The sequence below is a fragment of the Pseudomonas sp. 29 genome (genome assembly GCF_002754355.1).
Taxonomy (GTDB): domain Bacteria; phylum Pseudomonadota; class Gammaproteobacteria; order Pseudomonadales; family Pseudomonadaceae; genus Aquipseudomonas; species Aquipseudomonas neuropathica.
Genome location: NZ_PEEY01000001.1, coordinates 4018687 through 4043534 on the forward strand (window position 1 = coordinate 4018687; position 24848 = coordinate 4043534).

Genomic DNA, 24848 nt, shown 5'->3' on the forward strand with positions numbered 1-24848 from the left:
GTTCGGGCTTGATACCAAGCACGCTAACATTTTTGTTTTGGGGTGTCTTGGCGGCCTTTGGGCCGACCATGTTCTTTGGGTTTTTGGGTGTATATCCGTTGCTTCGGGGGCTGCGGCTGGCGGTTTCGCCCTTACGGCGACTCACTTTTTTACAAGCGCCTAAAAAAGTAAGCAAAAAACGCTTGCTCCTACGTGCGGCCCGCTCGCTGGGGCTCGGGGTTCCTTCGCTGCGGGATCGATCCGGGCGCAGCGCCTACGGTTTGCTTCGCTGCACCTCCTCTCGCTGTGTTTGGCTGCGCCAAACGGTCGCTGCGCTCCCACGCCCGGATCAATCCCTCCACTCAGCCTTCCGACGTCGCCTTACAGATCAAGAGCTGCAGCCGAGCTAACGCTCATCCTGTTGAGTGGTGAAGAGCACGGGTGTTCGGCTTTTGATTTGCGTTGTTTGCTGCCCCTCACCCCAGCCCTCTCCCGAGGGAGAGGGAGCCGATTTTTGGGCTTTTCAAAGTCTGAGTTCGACTCGGTATCGCACGTCGGCGTACCTCGCCCAAACACCGCGATCAGTCCCCTCTCCCTCTGGGAGAGGGCTAGGGTGAGGGGCTCTTGATCTGATTCAGAATTTGTATTCGACTCGGTATTTCACGTCGGCGTAACTCTGCCAAACACCACAGTCAGTCCCCTCTCCCTCCGGGAGAGGGTTAGGGTGAGGGGCTTTTAGCTGTGTGCCGGGGATTGGGAGATTTCGTGGTTATCCAGCACCCGATTCACCGCCAGTTCAGCGAGCATGATGATCTGCTGAATCGCCAGAATCGTGCGCCGTTGCGGCAAGTCGATGTAGGCGGCGATGTCGCTGGTCATCAGGCTGGCTTGTGCCAGTGATTCGCAGGCGTGGACCAGCAGGCTTTCGCTGTCCTGTTCCGGTGCGACCTGGAACATGGTGCTGGGTTTGTGGAAGCGCAGGGTGAGTGCGTTGGGTTTGAGGTAGTGGTCGAGGGCGCGTTCGGCGGCTTCGTGGAATTTCTTTGAGCCGGGGAATTCGTAGGGGGTGGTGTTCTCCGCTTCGGGCGGATTAGGCGTTGGTTTGAACATAGGAAACATACTCGTGGCAAGTTGAGTGAAGCCGCCACTTTTCGTTTTCCAGGCGAAAGGGTGGCAACTGTGCGCGGACTGGAAAAACCGGCCAACTTCCCAAAACCGGCAGGCCCTAGGGCCTCCCGCGCACAGCCGCCATAACATTGCGAGCTAAAAAGCGCCGCAGTATGCCATGAGCTTTGGTAGTTGAAATCGGGTTTTCCAGACCCGGTCGCTGATGCGTCAGCGACACCCAAATCCTAGCCAGCGCACTTCCGACGGACAACCTGCAAAACCTGTCGGAAAGATCCGCGAAATCCCCGTTCTGTAGGAGCTGCCGTAGGCTGCGATCTGTTGATTTTTAAACATCAAGATCAAAAGATCGCAGCCTACGGCAGCTCCTACAGAAGACGCATTGTGTTTACAAATCAGTTGGCGACACGCGCGCCGGCGAGGCTGCCGCTGAGTTCGTAGGCGGCCAATTCGGCTTGATGCGCCGCGAGAATTTCCGGCAACGACCCGCGCAGATACTCAACCCACGTCTTGATCTTCGCATCCAGATATTGCCGCGACGGATAGATCGCATACAGGTTCAGCTCTTGCGAGCGGTAGTTCGGCATGACCCGCACCAGTGTGCCGTTACGCAAGCCTTCGATCGCCGCATACACCGGCAACACGCCCACGCCCATGCCACTGGTGATCGCGGTTTTCATGGCGTCGGCGGAGTTCACCAGAAACGGCGAGCTGTTGATGGTGACCATTTCCTGGCCTTCCGGGCCGTCGAAAGCCCATTTTTCCAGTGGGATTACCGGGCTGACCAGGCGCAGGCAGGCGTGGTTGAGCAGGTCGCTGGGCTTTTGCGCGGCGCCGTTGGCTTTCACGTAGGCCGGCGAAGCGCAGACGATGCTGTAGGTGATGCCCAGCCGTTGCGAGACGAAACCCGAATCCGGCAGTTCGCTGGCGAGCACGATGGACACGTCGTAGCCCTCGTCGAGCAGGTCCGGCACGCGGTTGGCCAGGGTCAGGTCGAAGGTCACGTCCGGGTGGGTTTTGCGGTAGCGGGCGATGGCGTCGATGACGAAGTGCTGGCCGATGCCGGTCATGGTGTGCACTTTCAATTGCCCGGCCGGGCGTGCGTGGGCGTCGCTGGCTTCGGCTTCGGCCTCTTCGACGTAGGCAAGGATCTGCTCGCAGCGCAGCAGGTAGCGTTTGCCCGCTTCGGTGAGGGCGATGCGCCGCGTGGTGCGGTTGAGCAAGCGGGTTTGCAGGTGGGCTTCCAGGTTGGAGACCGCGCGCGAGACGTTGGCGGTGGTGGTGTCGAGTTGCACGGCGGCGGCAGTGAAGCTGCCGGCTTCGGCGACACAACTGAAGGCGCGCATGTTTTGCAAAGTGTCCATGGGGTGCTCTCAAGGGAGATGGCAAATTGTGACACGAAGTTTCGGGGGCTGAGACCCCAGACTTAAGGATTATCTCGTTAACCGTAACAAAGATTCACAGAAATCCCAGCTTATCGCCGTACGGGGCCTTCCATAGAATTGCGCCGATCCCTGTAGGCGTTGCCGAAGGCTGCGATCTTTTGATTTTGTTTTAAGGGAATCAAGATCAAAAAATCGCAGCCTGCGGCAGCTCCTACAGAGGAAGCATCGATCCCCTCTCTCAGGAATTCGCAGCTGTGCCGCGTCGCATCAACAGAGCGCTTTTGCCGCTCAGTGTTCTGGCTTTTACCCTGGGTCTTGGCGGCTGCATCTCAACGGACGGAATTGCCCCACAGGGCACGGCAATGGAGGCCAATACACTGGCCACCGATGACGCCATCGCCCACGCCGCCCGTGACGCCAACTGGCCCACCGCGCAATGGTGGCAAGCCTACGGCGACCCGCAACTCAATCGCTGGATCGACCTCGCCGTGCAGGGCAGCCCGAGCATGGCCATGGCTGCTGCGCGAGTACGTCAAGCCAAAGCCATGGCCGGTGTCGCCGAATCCGCCGAGTCATTGCAGATCAATGGCGAGTCGACCCTCAAACGCCACAACTGGCCGACCGATCAGTTCTACGGCCCGGGCGATCTGGCCAACACCACCACCTGGGATAACAACGCCGCGTTGGGTTTCAGCTACGCGCTCGATCTCTGGGGCCGTGAAAGCAATGCCAGCGAGCGGGCGGTGGATCTGGCGCACATGAGCGCGGCCGAGGCGCGGCTGGCGCAGCTGGAATTGCAGAACAACATCGTCCGCGCCTACATCGAACTGTCGCTGCATTACGCGCAGCGCGACATCGTCGCCGCGACGCTCAAGCAGCAGCAACAGATTCTCGATCTGGCGCAGAAGCGCTTGAACGGCGGGATCGGCACGCACTTCGAAGTCAGCCAGGCCGAAACGCCGCTGCCGGAAACCCATCGTCAGCTCGATGCGCTGGATGAAGAAATCGCCCTGAGCCGCAACCAGATCGCCGCGCTTGCCGGCAAAGGTCCGGGGGCGGGCGCACAGTTGCAGCGCCCGACATTGTCCCTCGATGCTGCGCTGAAACTGCCATCGGCATTGCCCGCCGAATTGCTCGGCCAGCGTCCCGATGTGGTTGCCAGTCGCTGGCAAGTGGCGGCGCAGGCGCGCGGTATCGATGTCGCGCATGCCGGGTTTTATCCCAATGTCGATCTGGTCGGCAGTCTCGGTTACATGGCCACCGGCGGTGGCGCGCTGGAGTTTTTGACCGGCAAGAAACTCAACTACAACGTTGGTCCGGCGATCTCGCTACCGATCTTCGACGGTGGCCGACTGCGCGCCGAATTGGGTGAGGCCTCCGCCGGTTACGACATCGCCGTGGCGCATTACAACCAGACGCTGGTGAATGCGCTGAAGAACATCTCCGATCAGTTGATCCGCCGCGAGTCGATGGACAAGCAGCAAGGCTTCGCCGCCGAGTCGGTGGCCACGGCGCAGAAGACCTACGACATCGCGATGATCGCTTATCAGCGCGGCCTCACCGATTACCTCAACGTGCTCAATGCGCAGACGTTGCTGTTCAAGCAGCAGCAGGTGCAGCAGCAGGTGCAGGCGGCGCGGTTGAGTGCGCATGCCGAACTGGTGACAGCGCTGGGTGGTGGGCTGGGGGCAGGCAACGATGTGCCGACCGCCGAGAAAACCCAAGCGCCGAAAACCCCGGTTCTCCTGCATTGAACACACATCAAATTGTAGGAGTGAGCCTGCTCGCGATAGCGGTGTATCAGTCAACAGAAATGTTGGATGTAAAATCGCCATCGCGAGCAGGCTCACTCCTACAGGGATCGCGTCTTGCCTGAATTCTTGAGCACAATTGAATGACTCCCTTGCCCGCACCTCTGCGCTGGCTCTACTCCCTGGAATGGCGCCGTGGTTTCTTCGACTGGGCGCGCAGTGATGGCGTGACCTGGGTCTACATCTTCAAGGTGTTGATCGCCGCATTCCTCACCCTGTGGCTGGCCATGCGCCTGGAATTGCCGCAACCGCGCACGGCGATGATCACCGTGTTCATCGTCATGCAGCCGCAGAGCGGCCAGGTGTTCGCCAAAAGTTTCTATCGCTTCCTCGGCACGTTGGCCGGGTCGGCGATGATGGTCACGTTGATCGCGTTGTTCGCGCAAAACACCGAGCTGTTTCTTGGCTCGTTGGCGATCTGGGTCGGCATCTGCTCGGCCGGTGCCGCACGTTGCCGCAACTTCCGCGCCTATGGTTTTGTCCTCGCCGGCTATACCGCCGCGATGGTCGGGCTGCCGGCGCTGGCGCACCCGGACGGCGCTTTCATGGCGGCCGTTTGGCGGGTGCTGGAGATCTCGCTGGGGATTCTCTGCTCAACCCTGATCAGCGCCGCGATCCTGCCGCAAACCGCCAGCGCCGCCATGCGCAACGCCTTGTATCAGCGCTTCGGCGTGTTCGCGCTGTTCGTCACCGATGGCCTGCGCGGGCGCAGCAAAGCCGAAGCTTTCGAGGCGAGCAACGTGCGCTTTATCGCCGAAGCCGTGGGGCTGGAAGGGCTGCGCAGCGTGACCGTGTTCGAAGACCCGCACATGCGTCGGCGCAACGGCCGACTGAGTCGCTTGAACAGCGAGTTCATGGGCATCACCACGCGCTTCAACGCTCTGCATCAATTGCTTGAACGCTTGCGCGGCAATGGCGAAGAACATGTGGTTGCCGCGATCAGACCGGGTTTGCAGGATCTCGCCGAAGTGCTTGACGGCTTCAGCGGTCGTGCCCTGACCAGCCCCGATGCTGCGCGTTTGGCGACAGCGCTGGCGACCTACAAGGAAGGGCTGCCGGCACGGGTTCGAAGCTTGCGGGCAACCTTTCAGGACACTGACCCGAGCGAAGCCGAACAACTGGATTTCCACACCGCCTACGAATTGCTCTACCGCTTCGTCGACGACCTGCACAGTTATGCACAGACCCACGCATCCCTGGCCGATCACCGCCACGAACGAGAGCGCTGGGACGAGCCGTTCACCCCACAAACCAACTGGTGGGCGGCCGCTGCTTCGGGCATTCGCGCCTCGTTCATTCTGGTTGTGCTCGGCAGTTACTGGGTCGCCACCGCATGGCCAAGCGGCGCGACGATGACGCTGATTGCCGCCGCTACCGTGGGCCTCTCCGCCGCTACGCCGAACCCCAAACGTATGGCATTTCAAATGGCCTGCGGCACGTTTCTCGGCGCGCTGATCGGCTTCGTCGAGATGTTTTTCATTTTCCCGTGGATCGACGGTTTCCCGCTGCTGTGCGTGATGCTCGCGCCGGTGATCGTGCTCGGTTCGTTCCTCACGTCGCGCCCGCAATACGCCGGTGTCGGCCTTGGGTTGCTGATCTTTTTCAGCACCGGTTCGGTGCCGGACAACCTGACCATCTACAACCCGTACACCTTCATCAACGACTACATCGCCATGGTCATGGGCATGCTGGTCTGCGCCGCTGCCGGGGCAATTATCCTGCCGCCGAACAGCCGCTGGTTGTGGAAACGGCTGGAGCAGGATCTGCGTGGCCAAGTGGTTTACGCGATCAGCGGCAAGCTCAAAGGCCTGGCGTCGAGTTTCGAGAGCCGTACCCGTGATTTGCTGCACCAGGCTTACGGTCTCGCGGCCGGGCAGCCGAAGGTGCAGAAGAACCTGCTGCGCTGGATGTTCGTGGTCCTGGAAGTCGGCCACGCGATCATCGAGCTGCGCAAGGAGCAGGCGATTTTGCCGGTGCACCCGGCCTATGCCGAATCGCAACCGTGGCGCCAGGCGATCCGCGTAATGGGTCGCGCGCTGGTGCGGCTGTTTCTGCAACCGAACGCCAGCAATCTCGAACGCGCACTGGTCGCTGTCGATCATGCGATCAGTCGCGTGGCGGCGACCGATGAGCCATTCGCGCCGCACTTCGATACCTCAGCATTGCGTCGGGTGAAGAGCTATCTGCACTTCATCCGCACTTCGCTGCTCGACCCGCAATCTCCACTCGCTGCCTACGCCGTCGCCAAGCCCGAAGGACTTGCCCATGCCTCGTGAAATCGCCTTCCACGGCGTGTACATGCCGACCATGACCTTGATGTTTTTCATCGCTGCGGCACTGGCCTGGGCGGTGGACCGGTTCTTGTCCGGGTTCGATCTGTACCGCTTCTTCTGGCACCCGGCGCTGTTGCGTCTGAGTCTGTTTACCTGTCTGTTCGGCGCCATGGCGCTGACTGTCTACCGTTGAGAACGTCCCGATGAAAAAGTTTTTCAGCCTGCTCGCGACCTTGTTGGTGCTGGCCCTGGCGTTGTGGATCGGCCGCACGCTGTGGGAGCACTACATGAACACGCCGTGGACCCGCGATGGTCGGGTACGCGCCGACATCATCAACGTCGCCGCCGACGTCACCGGTGAAGTGATCGATGTACCGGTGCGCGACAACCAGTTAGTGAAGAAGGGCGATCTGCTCATGCAGATCGACCCTGAGCATTACCGCATCGCCGTCAAACAAGCACAGTCTTTGGTTGCCTCGCGCAAGTCGACGTGGGAGATGCGCAAGGTCAATGCCCATCGCCGCGCCGACCTCGACAACCTGGTGATCTCCAAGGAAAACCGCGACGACGCCAGCAACATCGCCGACGCCGCGCTGGCCGATTACCAACACGCGCAGGCGCAACTGGAAGCCGCCGAACTCAACCTCAAACGCACCGAAGTGCGCGCCGCCGTCGACGGCTACGTGACCAACCTCAATGTGCATCGCGGCGACTACGCGCGCATCGGCGAGGCGAAAATGGCCGTGGTCGACATGAACTCGTTCTGGGTTTACGGCTTCTTCGAAGAAACCAAACTGCCCCACGTCAAAGTCGGTGACAAGGCCGACATGCAGTTGATGAGCGGCGAAGTCTTGAAGGGCCACGTGGAGAGCATCTCGCGCGGCATTTATGACCGCGACAACCCGGAAAGCCGCGAGCTGATTGCCGATGTGAATCCGACTTTCAACTGGGTGCGGTTGGCGCAACGGGTGCCGGTGCGGATTCATATTGATGAAGTGCCGGATGGGGTGTTGCTGGCGGCGGGGATTACCTGCACGGTGGTGGTGAATCAGAGCGCTGTGGATAACTGATGAACCGAGTCGCTGCCATTCGCGAGCAAGCTCGCTCCCACATTGGATCTGCGGCGCAACCAGGATCCCTTGTGGGAGCGAGCTTGCTCGCGAAGAGGGCAGCTCGGTGTCTCAAGAGAATGCCGAATCTTCAATCAGCGCAAAACGTCTCCTGCAAATGCAGCCACAACACCCGCCCGGTTTCGAGTTTTTCAAACACCACGGTCGAACGCCGATCCGTTTGCACACCGCTCGCATCGCTCTGCTGTTCGCGGTAACTCACGGTCGCGCCGCGCTGATGCAAGGCAATCACACGTAACTCACTGAGCTGGATTCTGAAACCTTTCTTCTGTCCGCCTGCGGCTCGGAACAGCAGGCGCAAGGCATCGACATCCAGGGCTCGGCCCAACGGCGTCACCATGGAAAAGCGTGGCGAAAAACGCGCCAGCAAGCGCTGCAGCGCGGCGTCATCTTCTTCTACGGCAAACCATCGTTCGATGGCTTCGTGCGCCTGGATCACTTCGTCCAGGTAGGGCGTGGCGTCGTTCATGCAGTTTTTTCCTCAAGGGTAGTCGGGTTCAATAGCGCGAGCACGTGGGTCGAGTCGAAACGCAGGACGGCGACCATCGGCAACAGCGTGAGCAGCGCGGCAGCGATAAAACAGGCTTGGAAACCAACACCGCCCAAGGCGCCCAGAAGTGAACCGAGCAGCGCCGCCGCGAGGCAGAAACCGAGTTGGCGATTGATGTTCCACAGGGCACTGGAGTGGCCCATTTTTTCTGGCGCGATGCCAACAAAGGCCAAGGTCTGCGCGGTGACGCTGCACAGGCTACCGCCCAGCCCCATCAGGGCATAGGCAATGATCAGCGGCGTGCTGGCGGGTTGTTCGCTGCGCATCAGCAAAACGATACCCAGGCATTGCACGAGCATGCCGGCGCTGAGCAATGGCTTGGGGCCGAGGCGGTTGAAGCTGCGCTTGCCAAGCATGATCGCCACGCCCGAACCGACTGCCCACGGCAACATCAGCGCGCCGGTTTGTGCCGCGCTGACACCGAGGTTGTGCAGGTACAGCACGGCAATCATGTGGGTGCCGGTAAAAACTCCCGGCACGCACAGGTAGATCAGCATCGCCACACGCATCGACGGGTTCTTGATCAGTTGCAGGTCGAGGATCGCGCCGGGTTTGCGCCAGCCATCGCGCAGGTAAATGCACAGGGTCAGAAGGCTCAGCAGCAGGGCAACGATGCCGAGGTTACGGGTGTCGGCGTCGCTCAACAGACTGATGGCGATCAACAGTAAACTTAGCGCCGAGGCCGCCAGCAGCAGGCCGCGCGCGTCCAGCGTCGGGCGTTCAGTCAACGGTTGATCGGCTTTCAACCAGAGCAGGCCAAGCCCAAGTGCGAGCAGTGTCACCGGCAGATTCAGGTAAAAAATCCAGCGCCAGGACAACGTCTGAACAATCAAACCACCGGCCGCCGGCGACAGTGCTGGCACCAGCAGCGCCACCAGCAACACCACTCCGGTGAAGTGCGCGCGTTGCGTCGCCGGGAACTGTCGATACGCCAAGGCCTGGCCCACCGGCAGCAGCAGTCCGCCACCGAGGCCTTGCAGCAGTCGCCAGGCAATCAGGCTTTCAATCGATCCCGCCTGCGCCACCAGTGCCGAGCCCACACCGAACAGCAGCAGCGAGGCGAGGATCAAGCGCCGCTCGCCAACCCGGGTCGCCAGCCACACGCTCAATGGAATGATCAGCGTCAGGCCCAACATGTAGGCGTTGCTGATCCACGCCAGTTGCGTCACCGAGGCGTGCAATTGTTGCGCGATGTCGGGGTAGGCGATGCTGGCGACGAACATGTTCAGCAAGTCGAGCGCGAAGCCCAACAAATACACCAGCGCGACTTTCGAGCGATAAGCCATGGCAGCTTCCCTGTGATGAGACGTGCAGGGTAGGGCGCTTCTGGTCATAGGAAAACGCTGGTTTGGCTGCTAGTTTGTCAAAATAATTTTGACAAAGAGTGCCTTGGATATGGTCAGTCTGGATCGGTTTGACACCTTCAAAGCGGTGGTCGAGACGGGATCACTCACGGCTGCTGCCGACACATTGGGGCAAACGCGCGCCGTGGTCAGTTTCAACCTCAAGCGCCTGGAGGAAGAGCTGGGCGTGACCTTGCTCACCCGCAGTACGCGGCAACTGGCGCTGACCGATGCCGGTGAGCGCTTTTATCGACATTGTTTGCGCACACTGGATGAGGCGCGGCTGGCGATCGAAGAGGCGCGTTCGGAGCACGCTCAGCTTAAGGGCACCTTGCGCATCACCACGACTGTCGAGTTTGCCCTGGCCCAGGTGGTGCCGGCGCTGGAAGTGTTTCGCCAGCAGCAACCGCAACTGAATATTCATTTGTCCACATCATCCACCCATGCCGATCTGATTTCCGAGCGGTTTGACCTGGCGATTCGTCTGGGGCGCATGCATGACTCCAATCTGCGTGCAGTGCAGTTGTCGACGTTCGAAATATTTGCCGTGGCGGCGCCAGGGTTGGTCGAACGCTTCGCGCCGGTGGTCACGCTGGCCACGCTGGAGTCGATGCCGACGTTAGGGCATGGACGGGTGCCGGAACTGACCGTGACCGATCCGGCCGGTACAGAGCATTTCTACCAGCCGAAACCGGGAACCACCGCCATCGTCGCGGACAACTCGGCGACGCTGCGGGCCTTTGCATTGACCGGGCAAGGTGTGGCGATACTGCCGCAATGGTTGATTCAGGACGATCTCGATGCCGGGCGGTTGCAGCGTTTGCTGGTGGATTACCGGTTTGCGCAGCAGGGGGTGTACGCGCTGTACCCGGACACCCGGCATTTGCCGCTGAAAGTGCGGGCGTTCATTGATTTCATGAAAGGCTGGGGATGAGTGTTGGCTGATCTGGCCTCTTCGCGAGCAGGCTCGCTCCCACAGGGGACCTTCGGCATGACAGATATCCAATGTGTGCGAGCCTGCTCGCGAAAGCGTCAACCCGGTCTCAGAGCTTTGCGCGCAACCCGAACCGCTTCATCAATGTCGACTCCAGCAACCCTTTAGGCAACAACGCCGCCAACAACGGCAACGCCCGGCTGCCATTACCAATACGGATCAAGCGTGGCGGTTTGCTCTGCTGCACAGCCTTCAACAGTTCAGCGGCAAACTCCCTGGCCGGGGTCGGCTTGTCCTGCGACGCTTTGGCCCGCGCGCGAATGCCTTCACGCAGTGGAAACCACGGCGATTGTTCATTGATCAACTGTTCGGCTTCATGCCCGGCGTTCTTGGCAAAACTCGACTGGATCGCCCCCGGTTGAACCTCCATGACGCGAATGCCGAACGGTGCCAGTTCCATGCGCAAGGCATCGCTCAAAGCATGCACTGCCGCTTTCGAGGCGCAGTACGCACCGGCGAACGGTGTGACCAGAACCCCTGAAACGCTGCCGATATTCACCACCAGCCCCTTGGCCCGGCGCAGCACCGGGAACAGCGCGCGGGTGACGCCGACAATCGAAAACACGTTGGTTTCGAATTGACGCTGCATGGCCGCCACACCGCCGTCGAGCAGCGGTCCCATAGCGCCATAGCCAGCGTTGTTGATCAGCACATCGAGGCCGCCGTGTTGCTGGTTGATCCGCTCGGCGAGTTGTTCCAGCGCCGCATTGTCATTGACGTCGAGTTGCACGGCGGTGAACCCGGCTGCCGCCAGCACCGCCACGTCTTCAGTCTTGCGCGCACTGGCCCAGACTTCGTATCCGGCGGTTTTGAACGCATCGGCGAGGGCGCGGCCGATGCCGCTGGAACAACCGGTAATCAACGCAACGGGCATGGCGCATTCCTTGTGCAAAAAATCGGGGGAGGGGATCAGTCGGAGAAACTACCCTGCAATCGCTCGGCGCGAAACTCCAGGGTTTGCGGGCGATATCCGGGGCGCAGGGGCGGCATCGGCAGGCAGTCTTCCCATTCGCCGCCGGCCTGCAATTCGCCGGGGCCGCGATAGCGCGGGGCGGTGTATTGGTTGTCGGCCAGATTGACCGTGTCGCCCGGCGCGTAGGCAGCGATGCGCCAGCGCAGTTCGATCAGGGGCACGTCGTTGCCGTTCTTCATTTTCAGTTGCAGCGGACGATCGGCCGGGCATTGTTCGGGGGCGTAGGCAATACGCATCTCAAGGCGCGCCAGTTGCTTGATCTCGCGGTTGTCCAGCCACACCACCCACATGGCCACGAAACCCAGGCCAATCGCCGCCGCCACCGACACCGGCAGGGCCTTGGCCGGGTAGCGCAACAGCAGGATCAACCAGGTGATGACCAGCAGAATGCCGATGAACATGTCGCACAACCTCGAAAAGAGAGAGGGTCATCCTACCTAAGCGTAGGTGAGGTTGGCGATGGGCATCGGGACTTGCGGTGTCTGACCGGGCCTCTTCGCGAGCAGGCTCGCTCCCACAGGGGAATGCATTTCAAGTGTGGGAGCGAGCCTGCTCGCGAAGAGGCCATTTCAGGCGACACAAAATCATGACAAAAAAAGCCCCCGCCCAACCCGCTGCGGATAGGGGACGCAGCAGGCTGGACGGGGGCTTCTTGTTTTATCGATCAGTTATTGCGCGATGGTTTTCACCGACACGCCACGTTCGATCGGGGTGGAGCGACCGTAGATATCTTCAAAACGTTCGATATCGTCTTCACCCAAGTACGAACCCGACTGAACTTCGATGATTTCCAGCGGGATCTTGCCCGGGTTGCGCAGGCGATGCACCGAGGCGATCGGGATGTAGGTCGACTGGTTTTCGCAGAGCAGGAACACGTTTTCATCGCAGGTCACTTCGGCGGTGCCGCTGACCACGATCCAGTGCTCGGCGCGGTGGTGGTGCATCTGCAGCGACAGGCATGCGCCCGGTTTCACCGAGATGTGCTTGACCTGGAAGCGCCCGCCCATGTCCACCGAGTCATACGAACCCCACGGACGGTACACCTCGCAGTGGTTCTGGGTTTCGCTGCGGCCTTGCTCGTTGAGCGTGTTGACCATTTGCTTGACGCCCTGAACCTTGTCTTTGTGGGCGATCATCATGGCGTCTTTGGTCTCGACCACGACGATGTTTTCCAGACCGATCACCGACACCAGTTTGCCGTTGCCGTGGATCATGCAGTTCTTGCTGTCCTGAATCACTACATCGCCTTTGGTGACGTTGCCGTTGGCGTCTTTCTCGTTGACTTCCCACAGCGACGACCAGCAACCGACATCGCTCCAGCCAGCGGTCAGCGGCACGACGCAGGCGCGCTGGGTTTTTTCCATTACGGAGTAGTCGATGGAGTTGTCCGGGCAGCAGGCGAAGGTGGCTTCGTCGAAGGTGATGGTGTCGGCGTCCTGCTGGCTGCGTTCGAGGGTCAGCAGGCAGGTGTCGTAGATGTCCGGGTCGTGCTTTTTCAGTTCTTCGAGGAAGCGGCTGGCGCGGAACAGGAACATGCCGCTGTTCCAATAGTAGCCGCCGGATTCGACATACTCGGTGGCACGTTTCACGTCAGGTTTTTCGACGAAATGCGAGACGCGGCTGACGCCTTCTGGCAGCAGCGAATCGCCGGTGGATTTGATGTAGCCGTAACCGGTTTCCGGTTTGGTCGCCGGTACGCCGAACAGGACCATTTCGCCGTTTTCGGCAGCGACGGTGGCCAGGGCCAGAGCACGTTGCAGGGCTTTCTGGTCTTCCAGTACGTGGTCGGCCGGCAGTACCAGCATCAGTTCGTCACGGCCTTCATTGACCAGCATCATCGCGGTCAGCGCTACGGCTGGCGCAGTGTTGCGGCCGAACGGTTCCATGAGAATGCGTTGGCATTCGAGTTTGCGATTGGCCAACTGCTCGTTGACGATGAAGCGGTGATCCTTGTTGCAGACCACGATCGGGGTGTCCATGCCTTCGAACACCAGGCGCTCGAGGGTCTGCTGGAATAGAGTGTGTTCGCCGGTCAGGGCGAGGAATTGCTTAGGGAACTGCTTACGCGAAAGCGGCCAGAGACGCGAACCGCTACCACCTGACAAGATCACCGGAATCATATTGTTTACTCCATAAAATCGATTGGTTAGAGGCACGAACGCTGTGTCGTTTCACTCTTGTTTTTGTCTCGTATCCGAACTGACAACCCGATTCATTGTGGGAGCGAGCTTGCTCGCGAAGGCGGCGTATCAGTCGACACATCTGTTGAATGTCAGACCGCTTTCGCGAGCAAGCTCGCTCCCACAGGGGATATGTGTCAGTCAGGAAAAATAATTAGCGAGTCGATACCGGGCGTTTCACCCAGACTGGCGACAGGCTGCTGCCGCTGCCGGTGACGTACAGCACCGCTGCTTCACCACGCTCCAGCGCGACCGGTTTGACGTCGCCGACTTTCTTGTCGCCTTCGTACAGCGCCAGGCTGACTTTCACCGGGTTGATTTCACGTTCGCCACGGCCCTTGGCGGCCACGTTCGGCACCACGTCGGTCTTACCGTCGGCGGTCTTCAGGGTCAGCGGTTTGTCGCTGAGGTTCTGCACACGCACCAGGGATTTCTGCTTGTTCTTGAACGGCGGCTCTTCGATCAATTGCGGCGCGCCGGAAGCGTTGTTGACCAGGGTGTAGTAGTGGTCACCAGCCAGTTTCACCGGCAGGGTCTGGCTGCCAACTTTGGCGCTGTAATCACCGCCCGGCATGAAGCTGAAGTCACTGCTGGCCAGTGGCGCAACGTCGCTCAGGTTGGTGCTGCCGACAGTCGCGCTGACTTCAGCATTGCTGGCGTTATAGACACGCACAAAGGTCGAGCCTTTCGGCGCGGTCGGGCCGTACAGCGCGGCGTCGCCACCGGCGAAGGCAGGCACGGAAAGCACGCTGAGGCCAGCAACCAGTGCGAAGCTTTTAGCGAGACGACGAGGAGTAGTAGTGAAAGTCATGGTGTACCTCTCTTTCAGTTTTGCGCCCGATCGGGCGTCTCGGATTTAGTGTTGATGGCTACGTTTTGTTGGCGAGCACCGGCTTGTTTAAGCTCTGCGACCCACTGCGGGTCGGCGTCGCCGATTTCGTTGTTCACAGGCAGATAACGTTCAGGAAACTCCCAGATCAGCACCTGTGGCGGGCTGTTCTTGAAGTCATCGCTTTTCAGGTAGCTGAGCATCGGCAGGATCGGGCCGTGGCCGTCTTCGGCGTAGCTCACCACGTCGCTGTGCAGTGCTTGTTTCAGCGCACCGACGAAGTTCCAGTTGGGGTTGGCGCTGTAGCTGGTGCCGACCAGTGCCACCGGCACTTCATTGCTGGCGAACAGCGCGTCGTCACCGGCAGGCTGATCGCCTGCTGCGACGGTATTGCGCTTTTGCAGCGGCTCTTGCGCCGGCATCAGGTTTTCGAACAGCGGATCGAGCGGCAGGAACAAGCGCAGATCGCCCTTGTGCGTAACCTTTTCGGCTGGCGTGGTGACAAAACGTTGCGGCTCGCCGCTGAGCGGGAACTTGTCAGCAATGGTTTTCGCCAGGGTGTTGGCGGCGATCTCGGCGCCTTCCGGCGTCCAGTGGGTGTCAGTCCGCAGGAACACTTGCTGACCGTTCTGCTTGGCCTGTTGCAATGGCTTGAGCAGGTCCGGGGCGAGGATCTTGTCGGCCGCCACACGTTGGTGGAAATCCTGATAGAGGTTTTCGTGGATGCTCGCCGGTTTCACTTCACCCAGATGCTCCGGGTACAGACGAACCTTGGCCGGCACGATCGCCATCACCAGTTTCACGCCTTTCGCTTTCAGGGTCTGGCGCACGCCTTCAACCAGCGCGTAGTTGCCTTGCAGGTTCAGCTCTTCGTTGACGATCGGGTTGAATTCCTCATCGCTGTACAACCACTGATCGCGACCGAGCACCACGCCCGGACGACCTTCGTTGAACAGTTTGAAATCCAGCGCGGCCCAGAGGTTGGTGCCCAGACGCTTGATCGGGAATTCATCGTCGTAGTGGGTTTCCACAGCCTTGGTCCAGCGACCGTTGAGCACCGTAGCGTCGGCATTGGTGCTGAAACCGAAGAAGCTGCGAACCGACCACAAACCAAGGACCAACAGGGTCACCAGGAACAGGGCGATGTAGAAGATGCGTAATGAGCGGGTCATGTCAGATCCCTCAGAACTGGAAGTAAAGGAACGGCGAGAAGCTTTGCGCCGAGAGTTTGAGAATCGAGGCGATGAACAGCAGCAGGATCAGGCCGCGCATCACGTAACGGGACCAGTCCGCCGTCCAGTAAGCCGGTTGCACCTGGGCTTCGACGCCGACGGTGTAGCCAGGTTCATGGATGCTCGCCGGGTTTTCGCCGGGTGCGGCTTTGATCATTCCCGGGGTCGCGGTGGCAGGGCCGTTGGCCTCGACGTTGACTTCAGGCTTGGTCTTGGCTGGCGGCTGATTGGTGTACAGATCACGCAGACCGAAGAACGCCAGCGTCACGTACGCCACTACCAGAGTCGCCACTTGCAGGCCGGTGAGGCTGGCCTGATTGAGTTCCGACAGCGACCAGTCGCCAAAGCTGAACATTGCGCCGTACATACGGCCGGCAACGTGCAGGTTCTCGGCACGGAAGATCACCCAGCCCATGACCACCAGCAGGAAAGTCAGCGCCCAGCGGATCGGGTTGAGACTGCGTGGCGAGGTGTTCAGGCCCAGCGCTTTTTCAATCGCCAGCCACATGCCGTGCCACGCGCCCCAGACGATGTAAGTGATGTTCGCGCCGTGCCACAGACCACCGAGGAGCATGGTCAGGAACAGGTTGCGATAGGTCATCAGCGTGCCTTTACGGTTACCGCCGAGGGTGATGTACAGATAGTCACGCAGCCACGTCGACAGGCTGATGTGCCAGCGGCGCCAGAACTCGGTGATCGACTGACTGATGTACGGCTGCTTGAAGTTTTCCATGAAACGGAAACCCATCATCAAGCCCAGACCAATGGCCATGTCGCTGTAACCGGAGAAGTCGAAATACAGCTGCGCGGTGTACGCCAGCGCGCCAAGCCAGGCATCGCCGGTGGTCGGGTTTTGCAGGGCGAAGCAATGGTCAGCGACCACCGCGAGGGTGTCAGCGATGAAGACCTTCTTGATGAAACCCTGCATGAACCGCGTGCAGCCCTCGGAGAACTTGTCGAGGGTGTGCGTGCGGTTGTTGAACTGGTCGGCGAGGTCGCGGAAACGCAACACCGGGCCGGCGATCAAGTGCGGGAAGATCGCTACGAACGCGGCGAAGTCGATCAGGTTGCGCGTGGCCGGGGTGTCGCCGCGATACACGTCGATGATGTAGCTGATCGACTCGAAGATGTAGAACGAGATACCGATCGGCAACAGCACGTGGGTGAGGATGAACGGCTCAAGACCGACCGAGGTCATCATCGCGTTGATGCTGTCGACACCGAAGTTGGCGTACTTGAAGTAGCCGAGGATGCACAAATCGACTGCGACACCGAGCAGCAGCCAGCGCTGCGCCGGTTTAGTCCGCACACCAGCGGCACCGACTTTGAGGCCGATCCAGTAGTTCCACAGCGTGACGGCCGCGAACAGCGCGAGGAAGTCCACACGCCACCAGGCGTAGAACACGTAGCTGGCGATCAGCAGCAGCAGGTTGCGATAGCGTTGCCCGCTCAAGTAGTACAAGCCGAGAAAGATCGGCAAGAACAGAAACAGGAACACGTTGGATGAAAATACCATCCCGATCTCTCCATGTTTGAACCAACAGTCAAGGGCCAAAGCCCCCCCAAACCCCCCGTGGTCGTGGAGGGGTGAAACGGTGTTTCTGTCAGGGTTGTGCCGGGCCTTGAAAACTTGCCCTCACCCCCCGCCCTCGCCCGGAGGGAGAGGGAGCCTGATCTCCATGGTTTTCAAAAATGGAGATCGACTCGGTATTTCTGTGCAGCCTGATCTCGGTTGTTTTTCAAAGCCTGAGACCGACTCGGTATTTCATTTCGGCGTAACTCGTACAGCCACCTCGGTCAGTCCCCTCTCCCTTTGGGAGAGGGTTAGGGTGAGGGGCTTTTGCTTTATGAGCCTTTGTTGCCCTTCTCATGCGACGGGTCGTAGACCTTGGTCAGATCCCCACCCAGGCGGAAAGTCTTGAACGGCTGCATACCGTGCTTCTTCTCGATCACATCCGGCGCACAGGTGTAGAGCGTGCAGAACGGTTCGAGCCAGGCGAATTTCATGTCCTCTTTCAGATCGGTCATGTCCTGCTCTTTGCCGTTCTTCTTCTCGAATTCATCCGGGTCTTTCACCCCCGACAACACTCGATCACCGAGACGTTTCAGCGCGCCGTTGTTTTCCTGACGCAGATCGACACCGTTGACCTGGGCGAAACTGGCGATCATCGCCAGCGGCGGCAGGGCGTAGTTGTGATAGGCGAGAGCGCGTTGCTGACGCTTGAGTTCGTTCGGCAGGAAGCCGTCGGCATCGACTTGATTGACGCCAACCTTGTATTCCTTCACTGCCCAGTCAAACAGGTCGCGGCGGTTGGTCGCGACCGAAGTCGCCATCACCGACCAGGCGGCCCAGTACGAGTGGTTGTTGGTTTTTTCCAGCGGCAGGTTGTCCCAGTCGCTGACGACCTGATCGGCCATTTTGCTGAACCACGCCTCGATCAACTGCGCCTCCTGCTGATGTTGGGCCAGCGGGTGCGAGTCGGAGAACTTCAGACGAATGTACGAAGAGGCCATGCTGCCCAGCGCCCATTTGCGCATCGACTTGCCGGTGTGGTTGAAGTCTTTCGACATCAACGCATCGGCCTTGGCCCACGCGGTCAGCCAGTTCAGCGTGCAATCGAGCTGCTCCGGGCGACCGTCGCGCATGAACTGCATCACCCGTTTGGCGGTGCCGCGTTCCAGCGTGGTGATGTCTTTGGTGGTGTCGCGAAAGGCTTTTTCCGACTGCACGTTCAGTGTTGCGCGGGCCTTGTCCGAACCTTCGTATTTGCTGCGAAATTGCAGCGGCCCGGTGTACGGCGTCGGCATCGCATCGCAGCCTTCGCTTTTGTCACCGGTCTTGAATTTATCCACAGGCGCGAAATAGCCCTGAGGTGGACGCAGTGGTGCGGCGGCCTGCGCGGTGCCGGCGAAGATCGCCAGCCCGAGCAGCGTCGGCGCTAAAAGAGTTTTCAGTTTCGAGTTTCGCATAGCAGACCTCATTGCCCGACCTGAGCGGTTTGTTGCCCAGCGCCCGGGAATACGTTGCGTTTGCAGATTTTCGCTTCGACTTTCTGCGGCGCGGTGCCCGCTTCCGGGCCCTGGACTTCGACCGCCAGCAGGTTTTGCGAGGCCCAGTCTTCGTCCGTGCGCAGCTCAAAGGCGAAACGACCGTCGGTGTCGGAGGTTTCCGGTTTCTCGATCTTGATGTCCTCGTGGCGACCGTTCATGTACCAGAGGGTGGCTTGCAGGGTTTTCACCGAAGGGTCGGCGAAGCGGATGTCGACCTGATGGCTGCTGTTCTGCAGGTTCAGGTTCTTGCTGTTGACCAGCAGTTCTTGTTTGCTGCCCGGCTTGAGCGTGGTGCTCGCGGACATTTGCGCGTCTTTGCCTTCGCAGCCGTTGTCGAGAAGAGACATCATCTGGCGATAGATGGTTTCCTGGTCGAGGCGGTACAGCGGCGAGAATTCCCAGATGAGAATTTTCGGCGGGGTCTTCTGGAATTCGTCGCTGCCGAGGTACTGCAACATCGAACCTTCCAGACCACCGCCGGGGAAGGCGACGTTGAGAATGTCAGCGCCGATGGCTTCTTCGAGGAAGCCGGCGAAGTTGTAGTTCTTGCCGCTGTGCGAAGTACCGACGAGGGTGATTTGCGGGTTGCCGGAATCACCGAACAGATCGCCATCGCCAGCCTCACCTTTCGGCTCGGTGGTGAACTGGTCCATGTACTGGATCGCGTAACTGGTGCCACAGAGTTGCCCGGCCATGTTGTGCAGGGTACCGGTCTTGCCCATGCGCCCGGAGCGCTTGGTTTCGAATTCACGCTTGGGAATGTCGGCGAAGGCCGGAATCTGCTTGACCTTCTCGGCAACGATTTTCGCCGTGCGCTGTGCGCCGTAAGGGGTCCAGTGCTGGTCGCCGCGGAAGTAGAAATCGTGGGCGGGCAGGGTGTCCGGCAGCGATTCGTTGGTCAGCGGCGACAGGTCCGGCACCACGTATCCCATCTGCGCGAAACGGCCGAGCATGGTTTTGTAATTGCCCAGGGCTTTCTCGTAATCGAACGCGGCTTTTTCCTGCGGGTTGAGCTTGTTGCGGTTCACCAGGCCACGGGTCGGCTGGTAAACGATCACCAGCTCTACGCCTTTGGCTTTGAACGCATCGTGCAGCTGTTGCAGGCGTTTGTAGCCGGCCGGGGTGGTGTTGAACTCGGTGCGCAAATCTTCCTGCGTCCGGAACAACCAGTCGCCTTGCGCTTGCACCAGGGTGGTGAAGTTTTGCTGATAACGCGTGGTGTAGTTCTTCGCGTCATGCGCCGCCGGGCACAGGTTGCAGCACGGTTCGGCGCTGAATTTTGGCGGCGTGGCGGCGGCGCCTTCGTCGGCACGGGCGCCGTTGCTGGCCGCGAGAATGCCCACGGTCAGGGCCGACAGGCTGAGTAATTTGATCAAGTGTGGGTGCATAAAATTATCCTCAGTCCTGCATTTCGGTCTGGCGTTCGACAGGGTCGATCAGCACGGCTTTCTGCTGGCGCACCAGCAGGTCGAGAATTTCATCCTGGCGCTCGCCGAGGATGCCGTTGAAGCTGATGCCGCTGGATTTGGTCGGCGCCAGCATCGACACGCGATACAGCTCGACACTCAACGGTGAATCGATCGACAGCGGGCCGCTGCCATTGGCCGCCAATTCACCGCCGACGACGATCAGCGACACCTGCGCATCGAACGGGTCGAGCTTGATGTCACGGTCGGTGTCGGTGAGGTCCTTGATGTGGCCGTAAACACCGGTCAAACCGTTGGCCATGGCGACGTTTTCGTAGAGGCGGATGTTTACGCTGTTACGAATGCGGATGCCGTGGCGCTTGTTGCTGATGACCTTGTTGCCCCACAGCAGGTTGTCGGCAGACTCGTAGAGGGTGATGCCGTCGGTGTGGTTCTTGTAGATCTCGTTGTAGGCAATGATGTTGTTGACGCTGTTACGGTCGATCACCAGGCCCGAGAGGTGGTTGTCGAAGCTCTTGTTGTTGAAGATGAAGCTGTCGTTGACCTCACGGGAAATAATGATCCCGTGCTTCTTCTTCGTACCGTACACGGTGTTCTCGGCAATGATCAGGCCGTGGGAACGGTCGTGCGGGTCGATGCCGTAAACGATGTTGTCTTTGTAGGTGTTGCCCTTGACCACGAAGTCGCGGGTCTCGTAGCAGTAGAAGCCGTACCACATGTCGGAGAACTCGGAACCGACGATCCAGCCGGTCGGTTCAGGGCGCTTGAGCACCTTGGCCATGTTCGGCGTGTACTGGGAAATACTCACGCCGTAGGACTTACTGTTGGCGTAACCGAAACTGGCCATCTTGCTGTTGACGATGTAGGTCTCGGTGCCACCCCAGGCGAGCAGGAACGGACGGAATTCCTTCGGCGAACGGAAGGTCGCCGGGCCGTTGTCCTTTTCGCGCCAGCCGGTGACTTTGGTGTCACGCACAAACAGTTGGCCGTCGTTGACCAGGAACGAACCGGCCTCTTGCGACAGGCGCAATTCCTGGGTTTGGCCGTCGATTTCGAGGATGCCTTTACGGCCGACGACGATCGGCAGCTTCGACAGGTACACGCCCGGCGAGGTCTCGCTGAAGTACTGCTTGGGCAGTTTCTGCGCCAGGTCCTTGAGGTTCATGTAGCCGTCATCGACGAAGATCGCCTGGGGGATGCCGTGCTGACGCACCACCCATTCGGCCATCTTGTTGTCGCCGCCGATAAAGTCCTTCAGCGCGTCTTCCTGCATCATCCGGCGCACGCTGACTTTGCCTGCTTTGCTGCGGACGATTTTCGCCGCAGCGGCTTCGGCGGTGTAGCCGGAAATGTCCGGCAGTTTCGGCGCGGCCAGGTTCAGCGCTTCGGTCGGCGCGCTGCTGACCGTGTAGGTCTTGGCTTGTTGCAACTCTTTCGCGGTGGTCACCGGTTTAACCGGCTCCACAGTCGCGAAGGTGCTGGCGCTGGCCAGCAGCATCGCGCCGGCCAGCAGGCTGAGTGAGCCTGTCCTGGTGCTGATCATGTCGGGCACTCCCTTGGCGGTTTGCATCAGAAGCGCCAGATCACGTCGATGAACGCGCGGTGCATGTACGAATCAACCTGCTTGCCGTAGGCATCGCCCGGTTTGAACACACCGCCACGGAAACGCACCAGGGCCGATGGCTCGTCGATCGACTGGCTCAACGCCGCCGGCAACAGGCCTTGCTTGAAGTACTTGGTGACGACCAGGTCCATCTCCTGACCCAGATCCTTGTTGCCGTCTTCAAGCGGCAGCGAGGTGCTGGAAAGGATCGCGCCGGTGGCGTCGTCGGTGTTGTTTTCTACGGCGTTGATGCCGTTGCTGCCCACCGGTTTGTTGCCGTCGACACGCCAGAACTTGTGGTAGATCAGGCTGGCGTCGTACTCGTCGTTGACCATCCACGAACCGAACAGGGTCGCAGTCTGCATGTTGTTCATTTCGCCACGGAACGCTTCACCGAAACGGTGAACCCGCGAGCGGGTACCGGTGTAGTTGGAGCGGTTGCTTTCCAGGCCGTTCTGCTCGTAATCGGCGCTGGCGCGGGCGTAGGCACCGCCGACTTGCCATTGCGGATCGAGGCGCAGGCGCACACCGATGTCGGTGGCCCAGCCGTTGACGTCATCACTGCGCTTGGCTTGTGCCGGACGCGAGCCATCGGCGTTCAAGGCGTTGACCGTATCGCGGTCGCCGCTCATGCCGGTGATGCTGCCCCAGTAGTTGACGGTGTTGGTGTTGCGCCAGTTGTAGGCGTCGCTGTCGGCGGTCAGGCCGAGCCAGCTGATGTCGCCGTTCTCGGTTTTATCCAGCGAATCGCGCGCTACGCCCGGCTCGGCGTAATCGAGTTTGCCGTCATCATGAGTGTGGTGACCGCGAATGCCGACCCAGTTGCCCGGCGTCCACTGGTAAGCGGCATCGGCGTAGGCGTGCAGGCGATCCTTGTCTTTCGGCGCCAGCTCTTTGAGGTCGGTGCGGTATTCGCTGAAGCGTTCGGCGACACCGGCGTTGGCGCGCAACAGGGTGGTGTCGAAGGTCCAGTTCAGCGCTTCGATGTTGGTGTCGCGCCATTGGCCGTCGTCATTGCGCAGGCGCTGGCGACCGAACTTGAGCATCTCGCCCGGGTACGGGGTGAGGCCGCTGTAACCGACCCAGAACTCGCGCATCGCCAGGTAGTTTTTCTTGGTTTTGCGATCACTGTTGTCGGTGGCTTGCTCACCGTCGGATTGTTGCAGGGTGTCGGTTTCGATGATGTCGGTCGAGGTCACGGCCTGACCCATGGCGTAGGCGCTCCACGCGCCGCTTTCGCCGTAGATCCACGGACGCAGGTCGAGGCCGACGCCGTTGACGTCACCGCCCTTGGCGGTGCCGAGGTCACGGTCGTCTTCGGACTGGCCGGTGACTTTCACTTCGAGGCCGAAGTTCTTGGTTTCAGTCATCGCTGCCAGTGTCGGGCAAGACCAGATCAGCGCGAACGAAAGGCCAATGCCGGCCTTCACGAATGGATTCAACTTCATAATTTTTCCTCGCCGTCTTCTTCTTGCAGGGCGTGCAGTTGCAGCGTGTTCGGGTTCAGAGCGCCACGGCTGGCTTGCTCTTGTTGCAGCAGACGCTGGGCTTCGGCCAGACGCTCGGGCGGCAGTTGCGCGGCGAGGGTGGTCGCCAGCTCATCGGCTTGCGGAGTGTTTTGTGCCTTGGCCAATTGGCTGAACACGTAGGCGTTGAGCGGGTCGGGCTTGGTGCCCTTGCCTTGGGAGAACAGCTGGGCGATGGCGAAATCGGCGCTGTTCTGGCCGTTGCGCGCAGCGGTCAGCAGGTGGTCGAGGGCTTTCTGCGGATAGACCTTGCCGAGGTAGCCACGGCGATAGATCTGGCCGAGGTAGTAGTCGGCGGCGACTTCGCGGCCGACGGCTTTCTGGAAATGTTCTTCGGCGACTTTCGCGTCGGCCGGGACCAGTTTGCCTTCGTAGTAGAGCTTGCCCAGCAACAGCTCGGCGCGTGGCTGGTCGGCGGCGCGACCGTTGTCGAGGTACTTCATCATCTGATCGACGTCGCCCAGTTCCGGGTAGTCGTAGAGCAGTTGTGCGAGGGTCACCCACGACGCCGGGTAACCCGGAGCGATCGGCTCAAGCAACGACTGCGCGGTTTTCTCGTCAGTCTTGCCGAGGGTCGAATCGGCCAATACACGGGCCACGGAATCGACGCGTTGTGCGGTGACGGTGCCACGGCTGTAACCGGCCTGCATCTGCTTGATCAGCTCGGCCTGTTGCTCTGGCTGGGCACGTTTCTGATAGACCGTGGCCAGTTCGACGTAGCAGATGTCGGTGGTGTTGAGTGCGGCTTTGCAGATCTTTTCCACGTCATCCAGGTGCTGGTCGTAGGTGCCTTGGGTGCGATACAGCAGCACCTGCGCCAGACCCGCTTCCGGGTAGCCGGATTTGCGCCACTGATCGATCTGCTGCTGGGCGTTGATGTTGGGGAAGCTGTGCGGGTATTGCAGGTACAGCATCGCCAGCGGGATCAACGTGTTGCCTTCGCCATTGGCGGCGGCTTTTTTCAGCAGGCTTTCGGCTTCGTGGTGCTCGGCTTCGGTGGAACCCGGCTTGGCCACCAGCAAACGGCCGAGACGCGCCTGCGCCCGCGGCGAAACACTGGCGGCGGCGCGGTAAGTCGCTTCGGCCTGTTTCATTTGCGCAGGATCGCGGCTGTCGACCTGGATATCAGCGAGACCGACTTGCGCCTCGCTGTAACCGAGATCGGCCAGTTGCTGATAATTCTGCGCGGCGGTGGCGGTGTCGCCACGTTTGAGCGCTTCGTTGGCCAGACGCTGATCGGGCAGGCCGGCACAACCGGCCAGACTCACCGCCAATGCCAATGCGCACACTGAACCCATGTGGGAGCGAGCTTGCTCGCGAAAGCGGTGTGTCAGTCGGCACTGAGGCTGAATGTCAGAATGCATTCGCGAGCAAGCTCGCTCCCACAGGGTTTGTGGTGTGCTTGAGATGGGTGGAGTAGTCACAGGCATATCCTCG

20 protein-coding genes are annotated in these 24848 nt (G+C 60.3%); 5 read left to right on the forward strand and 15 right to left on the reverse strand.

Going from position 1 to position 24848, the window contains the following annotated elements; all coding sequences use genetic code 11:
- Positions 1–714: 714 nt before the first annotated feature.
- Both CLU80_RS18500 and CLU80_RS18505 read right to left on the reverse strand, forming a co-directional pair.
- The gene (locus tag CLU80_RS18500; protein WP_099758045.1) at positions 715–1089 is read right to left on the reverse strand and encodes a DUF6124 family protein; all 375 of its coding nucleotides are present in this window, start codon (positions 1087–1089) and stop codon (positions 715–717) included.
- A 410-nt stretch (positions 1090–1499) separates the two neighbouring features.
- Positions 1500–2468, reverse strand: coding sequence for a LysR family transcriptional regulator (locus tag CLU80_RS18505; RefSeq protein ID WP_007914118.1), 969 nt, complete (start codon positions 2466–2468; stop codon positions 1500–1502).
- Between the two features lie 275 nt (positions 2469–2743).
- Between CLU80_RS18505 and CLU80_RS18510 the strand changes: the two genes are divergently transcribed.
- From CLU80_RS18510 to CLU80_RS18525, 4 genes are all read left to right on the forward strand, one after another.
- Positions 2744–4243, forward strand: coding sequence for an efflux transporter outer membrane subunit (locus CLU80_RS18510; protein WP_099758046.1), 1500 nt, complete (start codon positions 2744–2746; stop codon positions 4241–4243).
- 140 nt (positions 4244–4383) lie between these two features.
- Positions 4384–6576, forward strand: coding sequence for an FUSC family protein (locus CLU80_RS18515; protein ID WP_099758047.1), 2193 nt, complete (start codon positions 4384–4386; stop codon positions 6574–6576).
- Positions 6566–6766 (forward strand): DUF1656 domain-containing protein, encoded by a 201-nt coding sequence (locus tag CLU80_RS18520; protein WP_007914106.1) that lies wholly within the window; start codon positions 6566–6568, stop codon positions 6764–6766. The genes CLU80_RS18515 and CLU80_RS18520 overlap by 11 nt, the downstream gene beginning before the upstream one ends.
- Positions 6767–6776: 10 nt before the next feature.
- Entirely contained in the window at positions 6777–7643 is an 867-nt protein-coding gene (locus CLU80_RS18525) for an efflux RND transporter periplasmic adaptor subunit (protein ID WP_099758048.1), read from the forward strand.
- Positions 7644–7773: 130 nt separating this feature from the next.
- Here the strand turns inward: CLU80_RS18525 and CLU80_RS18530 are convergent, their stop codons facing one another.
- Together CLU80_RS18530 and CLU80_RS18535 are read right to left on the reverse strand one after the other, a co-directional pair.
- Entirely contained in the window at positions 7774–8172 is a 399-nt protein-coding gene (locus tag CLU80_RS18530) for a DUF4440 domain-containing protein (RefSeq protein WP_099758049.1), read from the reverse strand.
- Positions 8169–9539: an MFS transporter gene (locus tag CLU80_RS18535; RefSeq protein ID WP_099758050.1), complete on the reverse strand. Its 1371-nt coding sequence runs from the start codon at positions 9537–9539 to the stop codon at positions 8169–8171. The genes CLU80_RS18530 and CLU80_RS18535 overlap by 4 nt, the downstream gene beginning before the upstream one ends.
- 109 nt (positions 9540–9648) lie before the next feature.
- Between CLU80_RS18535 and CLU80_RS18540 the strand changes: the two genes are divergently transcribed.
- The gene (locus tag CLU80_RS18540) at positions 9649–10530 is read left to right on the forward strand and encodes a LysR family transcriptional regulator (protein WP_099758051.1); all 882 of its coding nucleotides are present in this window, start codon (positions 9649–9651) and stop codon (positions 10528–10530) included.
- 109 nt (positions 10531–10639) lie between these two features.
- Here the strand turns inward: CLU80_RS18540 and CLU80_RS18545 are convergent, their stop codons facing one another.
- The 11 genes from CLU80_RS18545 to algK form a co-directional block, all read right to left on the reverse strand.
- On the reverse strand, positions 10640–11464 hold the full coding sequence (locus CLU80_RS18545) for an SDR family oxidoreductase (protein ID WP_099758052.1): 825 nt from the start codon (positions 11462–11464) through the stop codon (positions 10640–10642).
- Between the two features lie 35 nt (positions 11465–11499).
- Positions 11500–11964, reverse strand: coding sequence for a multidrug transporter (locus tag CLU80_RS18550; protein ID WP_099758053.1), 465 nt, complete (start codon positions 11962–11964; stop codon positions 11500–11502).
- A 267-nt stretch (positions 11965–12231) separates the two neighbouring features.
- The gene (locus tag CLU80_RS18555) at positions 12232–13683 is read right to left on the reverse strand and encodes a mannose-1-phosphate guanylyltransferase/mannose-6-phosphate isomerase (protein WP_007914094.1); all 1452 of its coding nucleotides are present in this window, start codon (positions 13681–13683) and stop codon (positions 12232–12234) included.
- Positions 13684–13897: 214 nt separating this feature from the next.
- Complete coding sequence (locus tag CLU80_RS18560; RefSeq protein ID WP_007914291.1) at positions 13898–14554, reverse strand: alginate O-acetyltransferase AlgF; 657 nt, start codon at positions 14552–14554, stop codon at positions 13898–13900.
- 14 nt (positions 14555–14568) lie between these two features.
- The gene (locus tag CLU80_RS18565; protein WP_093436256.1) at positions 14569–15744 is read right to left on the reverse strand and encodes an alginate O-acetyltransferase; all 1176 of its coding nucleotides are present in this window, start codon (positions 15742–15744) and stop codon (positions 14569–14571) included.
- 10 nt (positions 15745–15754) lie between these two features.
- Positions 15755–17320, reverse strand: coding sequence for an MBOAT family O-acyltransferase (locus CLU80_RS18570; RefSeq protein WP_093436261.1), 1566 nt, complete (start codon positions 17318–17320; stop codon positions 15755–15757).
- 329 nt (positions 17321–17649) lie between these two features.
- Positions 17650–18774, reverse strand: a complete 1125-nt coding sequence (locus tag CLU80_RS18575) for a mannuronate-specific alginate lyase (protein ID WP_093436266.1) — start codon at positions 18772–18774, stop codon at positions 17650–17652.
- Positions 18775–18782: 8 nt separating this feature from the next.
- The gene (locus CLU80_RS18580) at positions 18783–20243 is read right to left on the reverse strand and encodes an alginate O-acetyltransferase (protein ID WP_099758054.1); all 1461 of its coding nucleotides are present in this window, start codon (positions 20241–20243) and stop codon (positions 18783–18785) included.
- Positions 20244–20253: 10 nt separating this feature from the next.
- A complete protein-coding gene (gene algG, locus CLU80_RS18585; RefSeq protein WP_093436306.1) occupies positions 20254–21825 on the reverse strand; it encodes a mannuronan 5-epimerase AlgG in 1572 nt (523 codons plus the stop codon).
- Positions 21826–21851: 26 nt separating this feature from the next.
- Positions 21852–23333: an alginate export family protein gene (locus tag CLU80_RS18590; protein WP_099758055.1), complete on the reverse strand. Its 1482-nt coding sequence runs from the start codon at positions 23331–23333 to the stop codon at positions 21852–21854.
- The gene (gene algK, locus CLU80_RS18595) at positions 23330–24841 is read right to left on the reverse strand and encodes an alginate biosynthesis TPR repeat lipoprotein AlgK (protein ID WP_407047279.1); all 1512 of its coding nucleotides are present in this window, start codon (positions 24839–24841) and stop codon (positions 23330–23332) included. The genes CLU80_RS18590 and algK overlap by 4 nt, the downstream gene beginning before the upstream one ends.
- Between the last annotated feature and the right edge of the window lie 7 nt (positions 24842–24848).